This window comes from Dorea acetigenes, assembly GCF_025567385.1.
Taxonomy (GTDB): domain Bacteria; phylum Bacillota; class Clostridia; order Lachnospirales; family Lachnospiraceae; genus Claveliimonas; species Claveliimonas acetigenes.
Genome location: NZ_JAOQJU010000030.1, coordinates 1 through 17,763, shown reverse-complemented (window position 1 = coordinate 17,763; position 17,763 = coordinate 1). Strand labels below are relative to the sequence as shown.

The following is a 17,763-nucleotide window of genomic DNA, read 5'->3' as shown; positions in this document are numbered from 1 at the left end:
TTCGGTGAATCAACATTGTACTAATACTTTTTTTCAACCGAAGTTTTCAATTTTTCAAAAGCTTCTTCACTGATTACATGTTCTATCCGACAGGCATCTCTTTCTGCAGTTTCCCGATCAACCCCGACAGCTACAAGCTGCTCCGTAAAGAACTGATGGCGTTCATAAATTTTCTCGGCAACCTCCCGCCCGGCATTAGTCAGATTGAGGTATCCATCTTCATCGACAGTCAGGAAACCGCCATTCTTTAACACACCTACTGCATGGCTGATGCTCGGTTTACTGAATCCCATGTGCCGGGCAAGATCAATGGATCGGACCATACCCTGCTTCTTTTGAAGAATCAGCACAGCCTCCAGATAATCCTCCCCGGACGCATGAATCTTCATCGGTTCCTCCTTTATGCAAGGCTCCAGCCGGAAGCCTTTTTACGGATATTTACAAAATCCTGATAAATCCCGGCTTTTGCCATAAGCTCGTCATGGGTTCCCTGTTCGCTGATCCGTCCATCAGAGATCACCAAAATCTGATCTGCCTGACGGATGGTATTCAGGCGATGTGCAATCACAAGTAATGTTTTACCCTTTACCAGCTCATTGATTGCCTCCTGGATATAGCTTTCATTATCGGTATCAACACTTGCAGTCGCTTCATCCAGAATGACAATCGGTGCGTCCTTCAAAATGCATCGGGCGATAGAGATTCTTTGCTTTTCGCCGCCGGACAGAGTAGCGCCGCCTTCACCGATGACTGTCTGGAATCCATCTGGCAGCGCCATGATAAAATCATAGCAGCGGGCTTTTTTTGCAGCCTCATAGACTTCTTCCTCGGTAGCGTCCGGTTTACCCATGCTGATATTGTTGTAAATGGTATCCTGGAACAAGTACACCCTCTGGAAAACCATGCTGATCTGTTCCATCAGTTCGGCGAGAGGTACATCCCGAATATCTGTACCACGGATTGTCACTTTGCCGGATTTCACATCCCACAGCCGCGCCAGAAGGTTCGCAATCGTGGATTTGCCACCGCCAGACGGTCCCACAAGTGCGGTCATGGTATTCTTCTGCATAGAGAAGCTGATGTTGTGCAGGACTTCCTTGTCCTGATAGGCGAAGCCCACATCGCTAAATTGTACTTCTGGCTGATCCGGCTGTGCCTGTGACAGAATATGTTGATTTCCGTTATCGGGAAGTTCGGGCTCGTCCAAAACAGCTTCAATGCGGTCTAATGCGGCATTCATCACGGTCAGTCGGGTTGCTTCTCCATAAAGAGCTTTCAGAGGTCCAAAGAGATCAAAGACAAACAGCAGCACGCCCAAAAGATAAGCCAGGGAGAGTACGCCTTCCTGATGTAAAAAAACGGATAAATCGAAGATAGCGGCAATACCCACGCCATAGAGAATGTTTAAGCCAGTGGTCCACGGTGTCATTTTCTGCTCAAACTTCGTATTGACATCCCTTGATTTTTTGAAGTTTTCCGTTAATTCGTCAGATTTTTCTCCGAGCAGATTGTAACTTTTGATAACCCCAATTCCTTCAGCAAAAGACAAGACCGCATCCGTCAAATTCTCGCTTTGGTTTTGACGCCCGACAGCCTCCTTGAAGGAAACCTTATTCATATATTTTGCAACCAGTGATGCCAGCAAGGTAATGATTACCGCAATCAGCCCAAGTCTCCAATCCAGTACGAACATAAAAACAGCTAAAACCAAAGTAGACAGCATATAGCTCATCATGTTGCCAATGGTACTCATAGAAACTTCCTCAATGAATACCATATCCGTACTGAGAACAGAGCTGATTTTTCCAATATTCCCCGATGTAAAGTAACCCATCGGCATTTTTCTTAAATGATTTCCCAACTCCATCCGTTTATCAGCAAAGATCATAAATCCAGCGGCACTTTGCAGACGGTCGCTCAAATAGTGAACCACTGTCTGAACCACTACAACAGCTAATAATCCAAGTCCGACAAACAGACAGGTCTTTCCAGTCAGCGTATTATCAGCAAACCCGGCCAAGACAATAAACGCCATGAAGATCGGCATTTTGGAGAGAATGGACTCGACAAATGCACATAGAAATGCAGCCTGAATACGGCTTTTATACCTCCCGGAGAGGTTCAGGATTCTTGAAATCAATGCAAACATTTATCTTCCCTCCTTTGCAGTAGATACTTTCCACTCGGCGCTGTCCTGAGCCGCTTTCCACAACTTTTGGTATTCTGGGCAAGCTTGAATCAGCTCCTGATGTTTTCCGGTTGCCACCATCTTTCCGTGATCCATAACGCATATTTGATCTGCGTTCATTATAGCGGGAAGTTTGTGAGCGATAACTACCAAGGTTTTTCCCTCCACCAGCTCCGCAATAGCAGCCTCCATTTTTTCCTCATTTTCTGGATCAGCATAGGCCGTGGCCTCGTCAAGCACTACAATCGGGGCATCCTTCAATATTGCCCGCGCCAGGGAAATTCGCTGGCGCTGCCCCCCGGAAAGCATTTTCCCCGCATCGCCCGCCATGGAGTGAATACCTTGCGGCAGCTTTTCCAGAAACTCCATACACCGGGCTTTCTTCGCCGCCTGCATTACTTCCTCATCGGTAGCATCCAAACGTCCAAGACGGATATTTTCCAGCAGGGAGGTGTTAAACAGGTACTGATCCTGAGCCACATAGGAAATGCGGCTGTTCAATGCCTCCAGGCTCATATCACAAAGTTTCTGCCCGCCAATGGAAATGCTCCCTTTCTGCGGGTCATAGTAGTGGATCAACAGTTTTGCAAGGGTGCTCTTGCCAGAACCGGATTCACCAACTAGGGCAGTTTTTTGTCCTGCTTGTGCCACAAAGGTAATATCGTGGAGGACTTCGTTTTCCGCTATTATCGGTTTCCCATCTGGGCCAGGCTGTGTCGTCTGATACGCAAAGGAAACATGATCGTAAGAAATGTTAAAATCCTGTCCGTGGAAATCATCCTCAGCAGCTTGCAGCGGTGCCGTATTTAACATCTGTTCAAGTGCCGTGATCTTATAATTCAGATTCGGAATCGTCTCCATAAAGCCCAGTGCTTTCAGGAGAGGAATCCCAATGCTGAGGGAAAGGCAGAGGACTAAAATCAAATCAGGTAAAGTGCTTATGCCACAGAGAACAAACCATGCCCCAAGAGGCAAAGTCAGAATAACAGTGCAGGGCAGTAGACTTCCGTATATCGCCATCCAGGGCCAGGCGGCCTTATACCATGCCAAGGTATAATCCCGATAGTCCGTTACATCCTTGCGGAAGTTCTCGTAAGATTCGCTCTCCCGGTTGAAAACCTTGACAACCTCCATACCATTGATGTACTCAATGATCGTGTTGTTCATTTTCTGTGCAGACTGATAGTAGGGACCCATGCGCTTCATTCCAACAGAGTACATAATGACCATGGAGAGCAGGCTGATCGGGATAGAGGCCAAAGACATAAGAGCCAGTTTCCAGTCCGCACAAAACATAGCAACATAAATCACCAGCGGGATCAGTAAATTTGCGATACCCTCTGGGACTGAATGAGCAAGGAGCAATTCCAAGCTGTCCACATCATCGACAAACAGCTTTTTGATTGTCCCTGTCCCTTTTTCCTCCACAATGCCAAGGGGAAGTTTCTCAAACTTCTTTTGCAGAGATACCCGCAGCCGGAACAATGTGTTATATGCTGCTTTATGAGAAATTGATAATCCCCATCCATAAAAAAACGCCTGCAAAACAAGACAGATCAAAACCCCTATAACACGCAATAAAACAAATTCTGTTTCAACAGAATCGCCCATAACCAATGGCGAAATGACCTGATAGGCCAGCACAAAAGGCAGGATGCCCATAAGAACGCTGACCAGTACGACAACCGTGGCCACATACATATTTTTCTTATATGGCCCTGCGTACTCAAAGATTTTTTTGAACATAAGCCCTCCTTATATTGAGCCGTACTGTCTGTGCTTCAAAAACAAGAGGCCGCCAAAGTAAAGCGGCCTCTTATCATTATCTTTCTGTCCAGTCAAGGCGGCCCTGACATTCATAATTTCTAAAATTCACTGGCGGATTCGGAAAAAATCCAAAACCTTTTTACTGCCGGATTCGTCCAATGGATAGCTTTCTTTTACTTGCCCTTTTTCCATATGGACTACATACGAACATCCCGCCATCACCAACTCCGGATCATGCGTAATAACAAGAAGCGTTTTGCCCTGATCCGCGAGTGACTTCAAACTCCGCGCAACTTCCCGCATATGTTTGAGATCAAGCCCGCTTGTTGGTTCGTCAAACACAATGATCTCCCGGTTACTCACAATGGCAGACGCGATCGCTACCCGCTGTTTTTGCCCGCCGGAAAGAGAAAGCGGGTGCCTGTCTTTATATTCCAGCAGATCAAACTGTTTAAGGATTTTATCCACAACAGTTTCATCCTTGTTGTCCATGCTCAGAAGCACTTCATCCGCCACGCTTTCGGTAAATAGCTGATGGCTGGTATCCTGCATTACCATGTAGCAATGTTTGAGCCGGGCTTTCCAATCAAGGGTTTTCCCCTCAACCTGCAAAAAGCCACACTTCTTTTCCAGTCCGCAAATACAGCGGGCCAGAGTAGATTTTCCAGCGCCATTCAGACCGATAATGGCAATCGTTTCTCCAACAGGCAGTTCTGCACTCGGAATATGGAGGCTTTCCGGTTCCCGCTTTTTATACGCAAAGCAGAAATTTTGAAATTCCATCTGTTTAGCTGTATGCGCCTGATACTGATTCGCAGGCTTCAACTTCGAGAGAGAAAACGGCCGCAGCCCTATTTCTTTTCGAGTGCCATCCGATAAGCTGTCAAATTCAGCAGGCGTGTATTCCCGTTCAATCTCCCCATCTTTTACATACAGCACACGATCTGCAAGATCGTGAAGGTAGTAAAGGCGGTGTTCTGCGATCAGAATTGTTTTGCCCTGCTTTTTCCAGAGGCTTAGGACCTGCCGCAGGTCATCAATAGCAGCCATATCCAAATTAGAAGATGGTTCGTCCAGGGCCATAATTCCCGGCAGCAATACACTTGATGAAGCACAGGCTATTTTTTGCTTTTCGCCTCCGGACAGAGCAAACACGCTTCGCCCCATCAAATCTTCAATATGATAATCGGAAACTGTCCGGTCAATCCTTTTCAGGATATCCTCCTGAGGATAGCCTAAATTTTCACAGGCAAAGGCTAATTCACTATCCGTATCCACGTTGAAAAACTGACTTTTGGGATTCTGGAATACAGATCCCACCATAGCAGCCAAGTCATAAAGCGGCGTATCTGATACGCTTTTTCCGTCCAGAAGGACATCGCCCTCTAATTTGCCCTCGTAATAATGAGGCACCAGCCCGTTTACCAAACGGGTAATCGTTGTTTTCCCACAGCCGGATTCTCCCGTAAGTAAAACAAATTCCCCTGTGTTTATGGTGAGATTGACATTTCTAATCCCTCCGCCGCTGGATTCTTCACCATAAGAAAAAGAAACATTTTGAAAATCTATCATGGCAAAATCCCTCCTGCGGAAATTATCGGGGAAGCAATCGCCCAAAACACTACAAAGCAACAAAACAAGATCAGCACCACATCGGCAAAATTGAATTTAAGCTGGCAAATGTTTGTGCGTTTGACAGGAGCGCCGAGGCCACGGGTAATTGCCGCAGCGGAAAGTTCCTCACCGATTTTCACGGAGCAGGTAATCATCGGGATCAGCTTATACTCCAATATTTTTGAAGATTTTTTCCCTCCAAGTTTAATCCCACGCATTTTCATAGCGTCACTGATTGCTTCTGACTCCTGAAAGACAGTTGGAAAGAAGCGGAACATGACCGTTAAGGGGATCGTCACTTCTTTAGGCATATGGATTCTTTCCATGCCGGAAATCAATTCACTGACCGTTGTTGTTTTCACTGCATAGGCAGCAATCGCAACACTGGGAAGGATTCGGCAGAAGAATCCTATTGTAAACAAAACAAGGAAATTCAATATCCCCGTAAGGTGCGGCAAAACATAAATTTGGACAGCATAAAAAACAGAAAACACAGCAATATAGCCCACAGCTTTTGCACATTGTTTCGAGGTAAGCAGCAATATAGCCGGAACCACACAAAGAACAAGGCGGATCAGTCCCATAGCTTCTCCGCCTGTTCCACCCATGACAAAAATGCTTATGATGAAGATGAGCAACAGTTTTGTACGCGGATCGAGCCGCAACCCTTGTTCTGTTTTTTTGCTGAGCAGAATTTCCCGCGCCATTATGCAATACCGGCACGCTGGAAGTGCTTTTTGCAAATGACTTTCCCAATCATACCTCCGACAAGGCCAAACACAAAGCAGGCAACCAGCAAAATAGGCGCAATCCACATAGGCATATATGTATTAAGGGTAGCTGCATATTCAGCGCCGTATCCTTCAGTCAGCATTACCATATAGCTTTCACGGTTCAGGAAAATGGGAGCAAAGTTGCCAAACACCCAGATGCTGAACACACCGCAGGAAAGAACTGTACTCTTTGCACTTTTGTAGTCTGCCTTTTTCAGGATCACGTCAGCCAACAGACCGCCAACAAGACCAGTTACCATAGTAAGATAGCCGTTGCCGAAGAACACCATGATTAGGCCAATCAGGAAACCCATGATTGCAGTCATCCCGAATTTTTTAGCCTTTGTAACATACAGCATATAGGGGATGCCGCCAATCAAAGGACACAGCACCGCCATCAGCGGAATAAAAATGGGGATGAAGCCAAGCATCGCCACCAGCATAACAATGACGACATAGATGACGGTGTAGATGCCGATAGTAATTAAATCTTTTCCCTCAAGCCGGGAACTTTTTTTCTGGGAACTCATACCAGTATCCTCCTATCTAAAAAATGGTGTAGTTAGCATTTTCTAACTACACCACATATAATAACAATTTACGCCTACATTTCCAACCCAAAAACGGTTTTATTCTACCCAAAATCGGTATTTTTTATTTTTAACCAATCGTATTTTCCGTTTTATAGTTTTTAGGAATTACCCCATACTTCTTTTTGAATGCCGCAGCAAAGTTACTCGGTTTTGAATAGCCTACAAATGCTGCCACCTGACTTACGTTCAAATTACTTTCTAATAGTAGACTTGCCGCCTTTTCCAATCGCTGATCTATAATATACGCATGAACCGATGTTCCAAACAGCGAGGAAAAACCCTTTGACAATTTTGAAGTACTAATATTGACTTTTCGCGCCAATTCCTCACAACTTGGTGCCAAAGCAAGCTGACTGTCAATGATTCTCTTCGCTTCTATGATGGATTCTCGGTCACTTCTGGAAATTGCTATATAAGTTGACGCAAGAATACTCAGTTCCAAAATCTCACTCAAATATACAGATAACAACTCAAAAACTTTGCTTTCCAAAAACAGGTATCCCAATCCGCCGCGATATTGCGTGAAGTCTTTCAGTTCCGCAAAAATGTGCTCCATATAGGGAGTAATACCTACTTTTGATATACCTTCCAATAGTTTTTTCTGATAAACCTCAATCTCACCAACATCAAAATAGTCATTCATAATTTTACGGAAATACGACAGTGGTACTTTTACATTTTTGAAAAGGAAATCGTTTTGTTTGGAATAGCACAGATATTCCATTTTCCCGTGCCCACGATAAATACAGGACTCACCTTTTTGTATGCTGATACTTTGTCGGCTATCTGCAATATTCCAGGAAACACCATCATTGAAGCAGAACAACATTTGAATGTATTCTTCGCTACTCACTCCCTGCACGTTCATATCTGAAAAATAATTCATTTTCCAGTCCGAAACAACTGCTCCCTGTTTCGTGACCACCTGTAAAATCTGCCCTGTCCCCATGTCTGCTGGAATATCTATGGTTATTGTCTGCGGTGAATTAGAGAGCAGATCACGATAAAGATTATTCATGTATTGGTTTGTCATGTACAAGCATTCCTCCCGAAGTTAGATAAGACTAATTAAATTTTACAACTTCCAAAGTAAAAAGTCAAATTTTGTAATCATGTAAAAAGCAGACACTACTTAATGTAAATTACAAACTTCACTTACTTCCATTTCTTTCTGCATCTCACAAGACGATAAAGTCACTTTTAAAACCCATTGTACTGACAATTTAATATTAATTCTCATTGTTCTCCCTGCACATCGCTAAATTATCTTATAAATATGGCATTTTAGGAACACCTGACAGTTCGAGAGTTAATTTTATCTGAAGTTCATATTTATCGTGCTTTTATTGCAAGTAATAATGTTTCTGATAATTTAGCTGTTCTAAAGTGCATTTTTGTCAATTGGTTTAAAATTTTTTCCACACTCTGATAATTCCACGACATTAGGCTATCTACAGTACTAACTATGTTTTTACCACAAAAAACTTTATAGGTCAATCTCCATGTCCATTGATCCATCCCCACTTGCTTTATATCAGTAATATACGTCTCATAGCGCAATCTTCCTTGAGTAGCCACCGATATTCTACTTCCTACTGGCGCAACAAGAAATTTCGGTTCTAAAAGTTCTATCAGGATTGGGACATTTATATTCAAATTTTTATCTAATTTATACAATAATTTTTCTTGTTCATCCCTTTTTAAATGTCCAAGTACTCCCATGCACATTACACCACTTATTTTATCTCGAAATGAATATTTACCTACATCTATCGGCAATAGAGAAATTCTCTCTTTAACTTCATTATGCTCCATTAATCTTGCCATAAACGCTGTTCTCATATAAGCCGATGGTTCTAAAGCAATTATTTCTTTATCACATATCATATTAGCCATCTCTATTGTTGTTTTTCCAGTTCCTGCACCTATATCCAAAATGATTCCATCTAAATCCTTAACCATATCAGCAAATTTGTTTAAAACAATTTTTTTGTTCCCTATCTGTGAAAGAGCTGATAAATCATAAAATTCTACTGTCTCTCCGTATACATTCTCAATTTCATTCAATCCCGTCATTCTCCTTTTTTATTAAATGTCTTTTTTCCAAATCATAAAATATATTTTTTATGTCACCAAAATTGTCATAATCAACGATATTCATATAGCCCACTTTCTGACATATTTCAGACCATAATTTTGATACATATATTTGATATTGCGCCATGGACATTTTTTCTGTTCTATTTTGCTTAAATAAAATCTCTAAAGCTTTCTTTACTGCATCCGGCCATATTTGTTCAAACGTTTCTTTTACTGATGGTAACATTACATTTCCTATAGTAACACCAGAGGGTATATTTACTTCCTCTTCTACATTAATACTTAGTGTTCCATATTCATCTCTTGGCATATGCAAGAAAGGAAGCCATATTACCGGACCATGGGTATTGACCAGACAGAGCCGCCCTGTGGAAAATGTCAATTCTATTCTATGATATAAATGTAATGGATGGTCTATATCGTTACGATCCACATTGGTATTCACTATAAATGTTACCGGAACCATTCCAATTATACCACTAATAACTCTGTTACCCCCTCCTGCCATAGAAGTTGTATAAGATTCTGCTACATTTCCCAATTTCCATGTAGATAAGCCTCCCAACGCACACCCCAATATATCTATTCCATCATATAATACATGTATAGCGCATTCCAAGGATGCATTTATAAGATGAGCATGTTTACTTATTATTTGTGCCGCCTCTAAAAAATCTCGAATTGGCTTGATATACCGATAAAATGGATTCAACATAAAAGCGGCACTTCCGGATTCTCTTATACAATTAACAATTTCTACCTCATGAGCAGGATGTTCTAATAATGTTGGTATCCCTTTTGCAAGTATACTTTTAGCTATATTGGCACCGTTTCCACCTCCAGCCGCATTAGGTACAACTACACATGCTGCATCAACATTTTGATTTATTTCTTTAATATCCGTATACATTGGCACATTTAGATTCTTTGAAAGAAGTCTGGATCTATCGCTTCCTTTTCCCAATATACCCATAAGCTCATATTCTTTACTTTCTGCAATAGCTTTCAAATAAATTTTCCCAAATCCTGTTCCACATACTAAAATCTGTTTTTTCTTCATATCTTTCCCTCTGATTTGAACTTATCTATTTTTTTAAGTTCATCTAACACTTGATATTTTTCAAGATAACTTGCCATTGTATAAATTCCATCCTTCCTAGGCATTTCAAATATTGCATTGGCAGTAATCGCTAATATTTCGCCAGTTAAAACACTCGGATTTTTTCCTTCAAAATAAATGCATCTACTATCATTTCCTTTATTTTGTCTTACCCATATAAAAGCTTTTTGGTTGCTATTTTTCTGTCCCATTAATGCATTTACTAAATCTTTTTTTTGACAATGCGCCTTATTTACTATTGAAAATAAACTTACAGGTGCCGCCGTATATGAATCAATATTAAGCATATATTTCCCTTGTATAATTTCTTGAATTTCTTCTGTAACATATGGCAATATAGATAATTTCGAAATTCTTGTTGGAAGATTCAGCGGACTTCTTTTCTGAGCAGGTAAAATTTTTCCATTTCGCACACATGCCATAGGAATTCCAGCTTTATAACTTTTTATTTCTTCCACATAATCGATTGCGGCAGCTTTTGAAAAATTATAGACACCTCCAATAATCATCTCTATTAAGTCATCATTGAAAGCTTCTTTAAGCACAGAAGACAACATCCATCCTGATAACCCCGGAAATATTCCCGAACCAACTATAGCGGTACCTTTCATGCTAGAATTCCTCATTTTTCTAATTAAATGAATTCCTCCTGGGTCAACATACGGAATATTCTCTGCCATTGCTCCAAGTAACATTTTTTCACTATAGTCTGCGGAAGGTCCGATTGCTCCTATTACCAAATCACTTCCTTTAAAGAATTTTCCAATATTACTTTCCTTATCAATATCAAGTTCAAATAATTGGATGTTGGGAGCCATATACATTCCTGTATCTTTTATTGTTTCTATATTCCGTACACTGACTCTTAATGAATAGCCTAACTTACTTAAAACCTTACACGCTGTCACACCAACAGTACCTGTTCCGCCAAGAATACAGATTATTCTGCGATTATTTATCATTTTCTAGTTCCCTCATAATAATATCAAAAATGTCATTACTATTAGATTCAAATTCTCTAACGTTACCTAAAACAGCCTTTTCCCAAGATTTAATAGCAACTGAATTTCCGTCAATTATGCTTATATCTCCTAAATATAAATCACTTTCTTTTGCTTTAGATGGATTTATTAAAAAAATGCGGTTAATAATAATGTTTTCCCCCAATAGTTCACTTGCCTTAGTTATGCATAAAGAAGCCATTTCGGAAAAGGCAATAATATATTTCTTTTTAACATTTATGTCTTCATGACATCTTTCAATTATTTCTTGCCCTCCCACTCTCTTACAACTTATGTTTGAAGCGCTCAACTTTTCTATAAGAACATCTCTTATTTCATTTTCGTTATCCCCAAATATATATACAACAGTATATGAATTTCTTGTTTGATTTCCTGCATTACTATGCATTTGATTTTTTGAAGGATTTTTACAATCCGATATATACTGAGCAATCCCCATAATTGTTGGCATCGTCAACGATGCCCGTAATATTTCATCAAATCTCATGCCTTGTGCTTCTTGTATGTCATTAACTATGCGCCCAGAAATCTGAGATAATAACAAAGAATCAAGTCCATTTTCTAATAAATTATCTTCATAATCAATATAATCATTTCCAGAAATAGAGCATACGATTTTTTTGATACTTTTAGCAAGTTCTACATATTCCTTCTTTTGCGAAATTAAAGTTGCTTTTGCATTATGCTTTACCTTGATGTTCTTTTGTATACTCTCTGCCAGTCCTTTTCTGTCTATTTTGCCATTAGTAGAAAGTGGAAACCTCTCTACATTTACAAACTCTGAAGGAATCATTGCTGGTGGCAAAAAAAAGGCTAACTGCTTTCTGTATTCTTCTTTCGTATAGGAAATGCTCGATATTTTATTTTTTATAAAAGCTATCAGCACACCCTTCCCTATACTTTGATTATAAACCACGCAACAATCTTCAATATTTTGCATTCCACGTATTGCATTTTCTATTTCCGCAATTTCTATTCTATGCCCATTGATTTTTACCTGATTATCTAATCTGCCTAAAAATTCAATGTCGCCATTCTCTACATATCTTCCATTATCTCCAGTGAGATAAATCCTGTTCTTTTCTTCTTCCAGATAAACAAATTTTTCTTTTGTTAATGTTGTATCTCCTAAATAGCCTTCTGCCAAAGAATATCCTCCTATGGCAATTTGCCCCGAAACATATTCCGGACAAATTCTCAATTCCTCGTCTACAACTCCCATCCACTGTCCAAGCAAAGCTTTTCCATATAATATAGTAGGCCTTTCTTCTATTTCATCAATTTCATGATATATAGACCAAATCCCACCTTCCGTAGCGCCTCCCAAACTAATCATTTGAGCGTTGGTCATAATCTTTCTTAGTCTTCCTGGCAGACTAGTATTTATCCAATCTCCGGATAACAGTACTAATCTAACTGTCGGATAACTCTCCGATTTAGACGCAAAAGCATCTAACATTTCCGCCTGCGCTGGAACACTATTCCACAAGGTCACTTTGTATTCATTAAGTAATCTGCCCCAATGGGATGCATCTGGTCCTTTTTCTGGATTCGGTAATACTAATGTTCCACCAACTCCCAATACACTAAATATATCAAATACAGAAAGATCAAATGACAGTTCCGCAATACCAAGGATTGTATCCTCTTCCGAGATATTATACATATTTTCAATAGATATAAGAGTATTTTGTGCCGCAGTATGTGACATTACTACACCTTTAGGCTCTCCTGTAGAGCCAGAAGTAAATATTACATATGCAATAGGATTTTGGAATTCTGGATGCTTTTCTAATCGGTATTCCAAATTCTGAAGTATCATATTTACTTTTTTCTCATCCAATTCCACAATAACATTTGCTTTTGATAAAATTTTTTCTTGTCGTGCCAATGGCTGTTTTATATCAATAGGTAAATAAGAAAATCCAGCAATCAAAACACCCATTACTGCTGCAATTTGATTTACAGATTTTTTCATTCTTATCGCAACCAGTCCAGTTCTATTTTCCACAAATTCTTTTCTTAAATAACCTGCTATATATTCTGCTCTTTCCAACAATTCTCCATATGTCACTGTTTCAACAGCATCTATTACGGCAGTTTTATTAGAATTCTTTTTCGCATACTTAACAAATCTCTGTTGAATACGAGATTGATTCGTAATACCTTTATTTCGTTCGCAAATTACTTTTTTCTTACTCGCACTTGGCACTATAATTTCCAATGGATTCTTCCATTCTTCCGAATGTTTTATTCCAAGTATTCTTATTGTTTCAGTAAAAGACTCAAACATCTCCGTTACAATAGATTCTTTTATCGCACCTTTTCTTGTATCCCAGCTTATCATCAGGCCTTTTTCTTGATCTTCTGAATCTATCTCATCGACTATCTGACAATCAATCCATACTTGAGGGGTATGACTAAACCCATATTCAATAGTGCCTACAGTGCCATCAGTCTTCAAAACCCCTGTAAATACGATCGGCATTAATAATTCCTTTTCTTCAGACACTTTACTCAGTTCTCTTAGCACTTCGACACCAGAAAAAGAATTATGCTCTAAATCCTCCATCAATCTTTTTGTAATTTCTTTGACTCTTTCTATAAAACTCATATTTTGAGTTACATTTACTTCTAGCAAGTTCACTGCTGTAAAGTCTCCTACTATGGAATTAGTATTATTTCCGATAGTTGGTCTATTTTGAATTGGTAAATTGAGTGTAAAATGTTTATTCGAACTCCACCTTGAAATAACTTCTGCGTATATACCAATAAGCACCGATGAAACTGTTACTCCGTATTCTCCTGCAATTTCCTTTATACGTTTCCAGTCAGACTGATTAATATGTTTCTGAAATCGATAAAATTCATATGTATTTTCACACTTATCTGCGGCTCGTCCATCTTGTGGAAGAATTGGAGCCTCCGGCAATTTTTTCAGTCTTTCTAACCAATACATTCTATCCTGATGCCATTTTAAACTTCCTTTACGTTGTTGATTGAACATTGCATAATCTGAAAACTTATACCTTATTTTTTCTAATGAAGCTCCTTTCAAAAGTTCTCCCATTTCAGAAATCAGAAGTTGCACACTTGCAAAATCTGAAACAATTAAATCAACAAGTAGATGGAAAAAATTTCCTTCTATACGCTTCGTTATTAGCACTTTAAATAATGGAGGTTCCTCCGTATGAAAAACATATTCACTAAAATCTTCCCTAATCTTAGATAAAGTATCTACTTTTTCCCTCTCTGCCATTTTTTGTAGATTTACTATTTTAATTTCATAATCAATCTCATCTCTCTCTAAAATTTCAAATCCGACCTCTGTTACTTTCGCTCTTAGCATTTCATGCCTATTTACCAATACTTTCCAAGCTCTTGATAGTTCTTCTGCACTGTAGGAACCAAAATCAACCTCAATATATCCTTTACATCCAATTCCACCCCACTTCACAGCTTCTGTTTTTCCAACTAAATAGGCTGCTTGCACATCAGTCAAAGGATATACATTAGTTTCATAATCATTATCCGTAATAAACTCGTCTATCGTTTGTTTTTTCTTCAAAATTTCAATTATTTCTTCTTTATATTTTTTAACTTTCTCTTTAGAATTTTCTGTAAAATTCCCTTTGGAATCTTTATATTTTAATTTTCCATCAACAGTTTCAAAAGTAACGCCTTTTTTTTCAAGCTCTACTAATAATTCTCCTGCTACTTTTTTCGTGTCCTGCATTTTTTAAATTTCCCCCTCTTCTACAAATTCTGCTATATCTGTATTTTTTCTCTTATCAACCAATTTTGTTAGTGCGTTAATTGATGGATTCATAAAGACCTCTTTCATGCGTACCTCTATTCCGCAACGAGCATTAATAGCCGCAACAAATCTAGCCGCAAGCAAGCTGTCTGCACCTATCTTAAAAAGGTTCTCATCCAAATCAGCCACTTTATTTTTCAATAGCTCCTCCCAAATCATCAGTACAATATTTAATACTTTGTCAGACATTATTTCCACACTATCAGTTTTCTGATATTCTGCCAATCTTCTTCTATCAACTTTTCCATTTGCATTAAGAGGAAAATTTTCTAATCTGTTTATAGAATTCGGTATAGAATACTCAGGAAGATGTATCTTAAGATAATCTTCTATTTCACTCTCTGCAATGTACTCTCCCAAGTAAAATGCAACTAATTCTTTATGGTATTTATCCCCCTGAGCAACAACTACGGCTTCTTTTATTCTTGAAATACTTTTTAATACACTTTCAATTTCTCCCAACTCAATTCGATGTCCACGTATCTTTACTTGGGTATCCATTCGCCCTAAAAACTCTATCGTTCCATCTGCCCATCGCCTTCCCCGATCTCCTGTTCTATACCAACGTTCCCCTTTTACATCCGTAATAAACTTTTTCATTGTTAGCTCTTCATCATTAATATAGCCTTTCGCCAGACTTCCACCTCCAATTTGCAATTCACCAGGAATATCAACTCCGCACTCCACAAAATTTTCATCCGTAATCCTATATTTCTGTTTTGGTAATGCTTGCCCATAAGGAATAGAATTCCACAATTTATCTACTTTTGAAACGCAATAATAGTTGGACCAAATTCCGCCTTCTGTCGCTCCGCCCAACGCTACAAATTGCGAGTTTACTGAAGTTACTTTATACCATTTCTCCGGTAAATATAAAGGAATCCAGTCCCCTGACACTAATGCCAACCGCAATTTACCAAAATGATTATTTTCCCCCATTATCAAAAACATGTCCAATAACGCGGGGGCACTATTCCAAATAGTAATTCCATAAATCTCTATCAGATTTTTCCATACTTCTGGATCTCTAAAGTCGTCTTCATCAATTAAAACAATTGTCCCTCCAACAGTTAAAAGACCAAATATGTCAAAAACCGACAAATCAAAATCAAATGCTGATATATTTAATACGGAATCTTCCGCACCAATATTCCACATATGTAAAATTTCTTCTATTGTATTCATTGCAGCCACATGACTCATTTCTACTCCTTTAGGTTCTCCGCTAGAGCCCGATGTATAAATAATATAGGCAGTATCTTTTGAATTATTTTCAATACACCCAGTCCATGGATTCTCTTCTAAAAAGGCTTCATCCTGCAATACAAGAGCCGGCTTGACATTTTCTATGATTTTTTTCCGACGTCCTAACGGCTGCTTCATTGCAATCGGAACATACGCTGCACCTATTGCAAGAATTCCTAACAATGCAGCTACTTGTCCAATACCTCTCGGCAATATAACCACAATCTTATCATTTCTTCTTACTCCTCTTTGCCACATATAGTTTGCTGCACGCAACGCATATAAACGCAACATCTTATAAGAAACTTTCTCATTTTCATAGATAAGCGCAATTCTCTCTGGATATTTCAATGCATTTTCATAAAATTCTCCATGTAATGTTTCCTTTCTATTAGAAAACTCTCGATCGTTCATCATATACATTTCCTTTCCTCAACTATTCCACATTCTTTTTAAGCCATTTTACGACCCTCACAATAACCTCATCTTCTATAGTACCGCCTTCATCCTTTAATGGAGAACTTACCTTAGAAAGTGAATGTCCCAACCCTTTAAACAAAATTATATCTGCATTATTCCTTGCTGCCTTTGCTATTTGCACAGCTTCTACCGGAGAAATCCATCCGTCATTCAAACCATGAAGTACTAAAATAGGTAATTGGATTTTTTTTATGTCATCTAATATTCCTGCCCATGTTTCTCCAGGAGCATTTTCAGCAAATCGAATTAAAGTAGTAGGATCTGCAACTATTTCATCTGCCAATGGTATCCAATTATCTATTATGCTGAATCTTCCTTTCCCTTCTGGATCAAGTTCTTCATTAAATTTCATATTTCCCTCCTTATCCGTACCAAGAATAAGTAAATACAGAGAGAAAGAGATAGATGTGGAGTCCGGTATGCAATTCAAAAAATCCGAAATTTCTAATATGCTATCACTATTGTTATCCAACTCTTTCAACTTTTCTACTGTAAGTTCGCGCAATATATAAGAGAAATAGGAACTCCATCCTTCTGCAATACCCGACTGAAGAATCAAAGCCTGCACATTCGGAAAATCTGAAACTAAAGTTGTACAAACTCGTACTCCTTCACTCCATCCATAAAACAGAATTCCTTCCACTTCAGACAAGCCAGAAACAAATCTCGTTACCTCTCTGGCATCCCGAATAATTATTTCTATATCATAATTTTCTCTTTTATCATAACGAAATACCGCATATCTAGCTTTCACAAACCCTTCGCTCAATAAATCAAAATTACGGGATACTATACCTCCCATGGATTCAACTGTAGCGTGCCGATCAGATGGACCGGAACCATGAAATAAAATAATCGTTTTCCATTGACCTTGCCTTTCTGGCAAATCTAATTCTCCTGAAATTTTCATTCCATTTTCCAAAGTAATTTCCAATTCTTTTACAAACATATTTTTATTCTCTGCAAATTCCGGCTCATCTGACCACGCATTCCGCTAAGAGCTGATCAGTCTTTCCGGATGTAACTGAACGCGTTTCCGCTTCA

The 17,763-nt window shown here is 39.1% G+C and carries 13 protein-coding genes; all 13 read right to left on the bottom strand.

Translation table 11 applies throughout. The annotated features are described in order from the left end of the window. Positions 1-20: 20 nt before the first annotated feature. A complete protein-coding gene (locus tag OCV99_RS15550; protein ID WP_015528448.1) occupies positions 21-389 on the bottom strand; it encodes a metal-dependent transcriptional regulator in 369 nt (122 codons plus the stop codon). A gap of 11 nt (positions 390-400) precedes the next feature. Beyond that, entirely contained in the window at positions 401-2,149 is a 1,749-nt protein-coding gene (locus OCV99_RS15545; protein WP_055222059.1) for an ABC transporter ATP-binding protein, read from the bottom strand. Beyond that, positions 2,150-3,934, bottom strand: a complete 1,785-nt coding sequence (locus tag OCV99_RS15540) for an ABC transporter ATP-binding protein (RefSeq protein ID WP_015528446.1) — start codon at positions 3,932-3,934, stop codon at positions 2,150-2,152. 126 nt (positions 3,935-4,060) lie between these two features. Beyond that, complete coding sequence (locus OCV99_RS15535) at positions 4,061-5,527, bottom strand: ABC transporter ATP-binding protein (protein ID WP_158371764.1); 1,467 nt, start codon at positions 5,525-5,527, stop codon at positions 4,061-4,063. After that, a complete protein-coding gene (locus OCV99_RS15530) occupies positions 5,524-6,276 on the bottom strand; it encodes an energy-coupling factor transporter transmembrane component T (RefSeq protein WP_055222061.1) in 753 nt (250 codons plus the stop codon). The genes OCV99_RS15535 and OCV99_RS15530 overlap by 4 nt, the downstream gene beginning before the upstream one ends. Then, positions 6,276-6,872, bottom strand: coding sequence for an MptD family putative ECF transporter S component (locus OCV99_RS15525; protein ID WP_055222062.1), 597 nt, complete (start codon positions 6,870-6,872; stop codon positions 6,276-6,278). Before OCV99_RS15525 ends, OCV99_RS15530 begins: the two co-directional genes overlap by 1 nt. Before the next feature lie 130 nt (positions 6,873-7,002). Beyond that, complete coding sequence (locus OCV99_RS15520; protein ID WP_015528443.1) at positions 7,003-7,968, bottom strand: helix-turn-helix domain-containing protein; 966 nt, start codon at positions 7,966-7,968, stop codon at positions 7,003-7,005. 299 nt (positions 7,969-8,267) lie between these two features. Continuing rightward, on the bottom strand, positions 8,268-9,002 hold the full coding sequence (locus tag OCV99_RS15515) for a class I SAM-dependent methyltransferase (protein ID WP_055222064.1): 735 nt from the start codon (positions 9,000-9,002) through the stop codon (positions 8,268-8,270). After that, entirely contained in the window at positions 8,995-10,095 is a 1,101-nt protein-coding gene (locus tag OCV99_RS15510; RefSeq protein ID WP_055222066.1) for a Gfo/Idh/MocA family oxidoreductase, read from the bottom strand. The genes OCV99_RS15515 and OCV99_RS15510 overlap by 8 nt, the downstream gene beginning before the upstream one ends. Further along, positions 10,092-11,117 carry an NmrA family NAD(P)-binding protein gene (locus tag OCV99_RS15505; protein ID WP_055222068.1) on the bottom strand — a complete coding sequence of 342 codons (1,026 nt, stop codon included), beginning with the start codon at positions 11,115-11,117 and terminating at the stop codon, positions 10,092-10,094. Before OCV99_RS15505 ends, OCV99_RS15510 begins: the two co-directional genes overlap by 4 nt. Beyond that, complete coding sequence (locus OCV99_RS15500) at positions 11,107-14,913, bottom strand: amino acid adenylation domain-containing protein (protein WP_055650117.1); 3,807 nt, start codon at positions 14,911-14,913, stop codon at positions 11,107-11,109. Before OCV99_RS15500 ends, OCV99_RS15505 begins: the two co-directional genes overlap by 11 nt. A gap of 3 nt (positions 14,914-14,916) precedes the next feature. Next, on the bottom strand, positions 14,917-16,662 hold the full coding sequence (locus tag OCV99_RS15495; RefSeq protein WP_081034871.1) for a non-ribosomal peptide synthetase: 1,746 nt from the start codon (positions 16,660-16,662) through the stop codon (positions 14,917-14,919). 13 nt (positions 16,663-16,675) lie between these two features. Further along, positions 16,676-17,668, bottom strand: coding sequence for an alpha/beta hydrolase family protein (locus OCV99_RS15490; protein WP_055650119.1), 993 nt, complete (start codon positions 17,666-17,668; stop codon positions 16,676-16,678). Positions 17,669-17,763 lie beyond the last annotated feature (95 nt).

What these genes read in the sequence shown, in the direction of transcription:
- OCV99_RS15550 (WP_015528448.1), bottom strand. Translation starts at nt 389, where the DNA reads ATGAAGATTCATGCGTCCGGGGAGGATTATCTGGAGGCTGTGCTGATT.
- OCV99_RS15545 (WP_055222059.1), bottom strand. Translation starts at nt 2,149, where the DNA reads ATGTTTGCATTGATTTCAAGAATCCTGAACCTCTCCGGGAGGTATAAA.
- OCV99_RS15540 (WP_015528446.1), bottom strand. Translation starts at nt 3,934, where the DNA reads ATGTTCAAAAAAATCTTTGAGTACGCAGGGCCATATAAGAAAAATATG.
- OCV99_RS15535 (WP_158371764.1), bottom strand. Translation starts at nt 5,527, where the DNA reads ATGATAGATTTTCAAAATGTTTCTTTTTCTTATGGTGAAGAATCCAGC.
- OCV99_RS15530 (WP_055222061.1), bottom strand. Translation starts at nt 6,276, where the DNA reads ATGGCGCGGGAAATTCTGCTCAGCAAAAAAACAGAACAAGGGTTGCGG.
- OCV99_RS15525 (WP_055222062.1), bottom strand. Translation starts at nt 6,872, where the DNA reads ATGAGTTCCCAGAAAAAAAGTTCCCGGCTTGAGGGAAAAGATTTAATT.
- OCV99_RS15520 (WP_015528443.1), bottom strand. Translation starts at nt 7,968, where the DNA reads ATGACAAACCAATACATGAATAATCTTTATCGTGATCTGCTCTCTAAT.
- OCV99_RS15510 (WP_055222066.1), bottom strand. Translation starts at nt 10,095, where the DNA reads ATGAAGAAAAAACAGATTTTAGTATGTGGAACAGGATTTGGGAAAATT.
- OCV99_RS15505 (WP_055222068.1), bottom strand. Translation starts at nt 11,117, where the DNA reads ATGATAAATAATCGCAGAATAATCTGTATTCTTGGCGGAACAGGTACT.
- OCV99_RS15500 (WP_055650117.1), bottom strand. Translation starts at nt 14,913, where the DNA reads ATGCAGGACACGAAAAAAGTAGCAGGAGAATTATTAGTAGAGCTTGAA.
- OCV99_RS15495 (WP_081034871.1), bottom strand. Translation starts at nt 16,662, where the DNA reads ATGTATATGATGAACGATCGAGAGTTTTCTAATAGAAAGGAAACATTA.
- OCV99_RS15490 (WP_055650119.1), bottom strand. Translation starts at nt 17,668, where the DNA reads ATGTTTGTAAAAGAATTGGAAATTACTTTGGAAAATGGAATGAAAATT.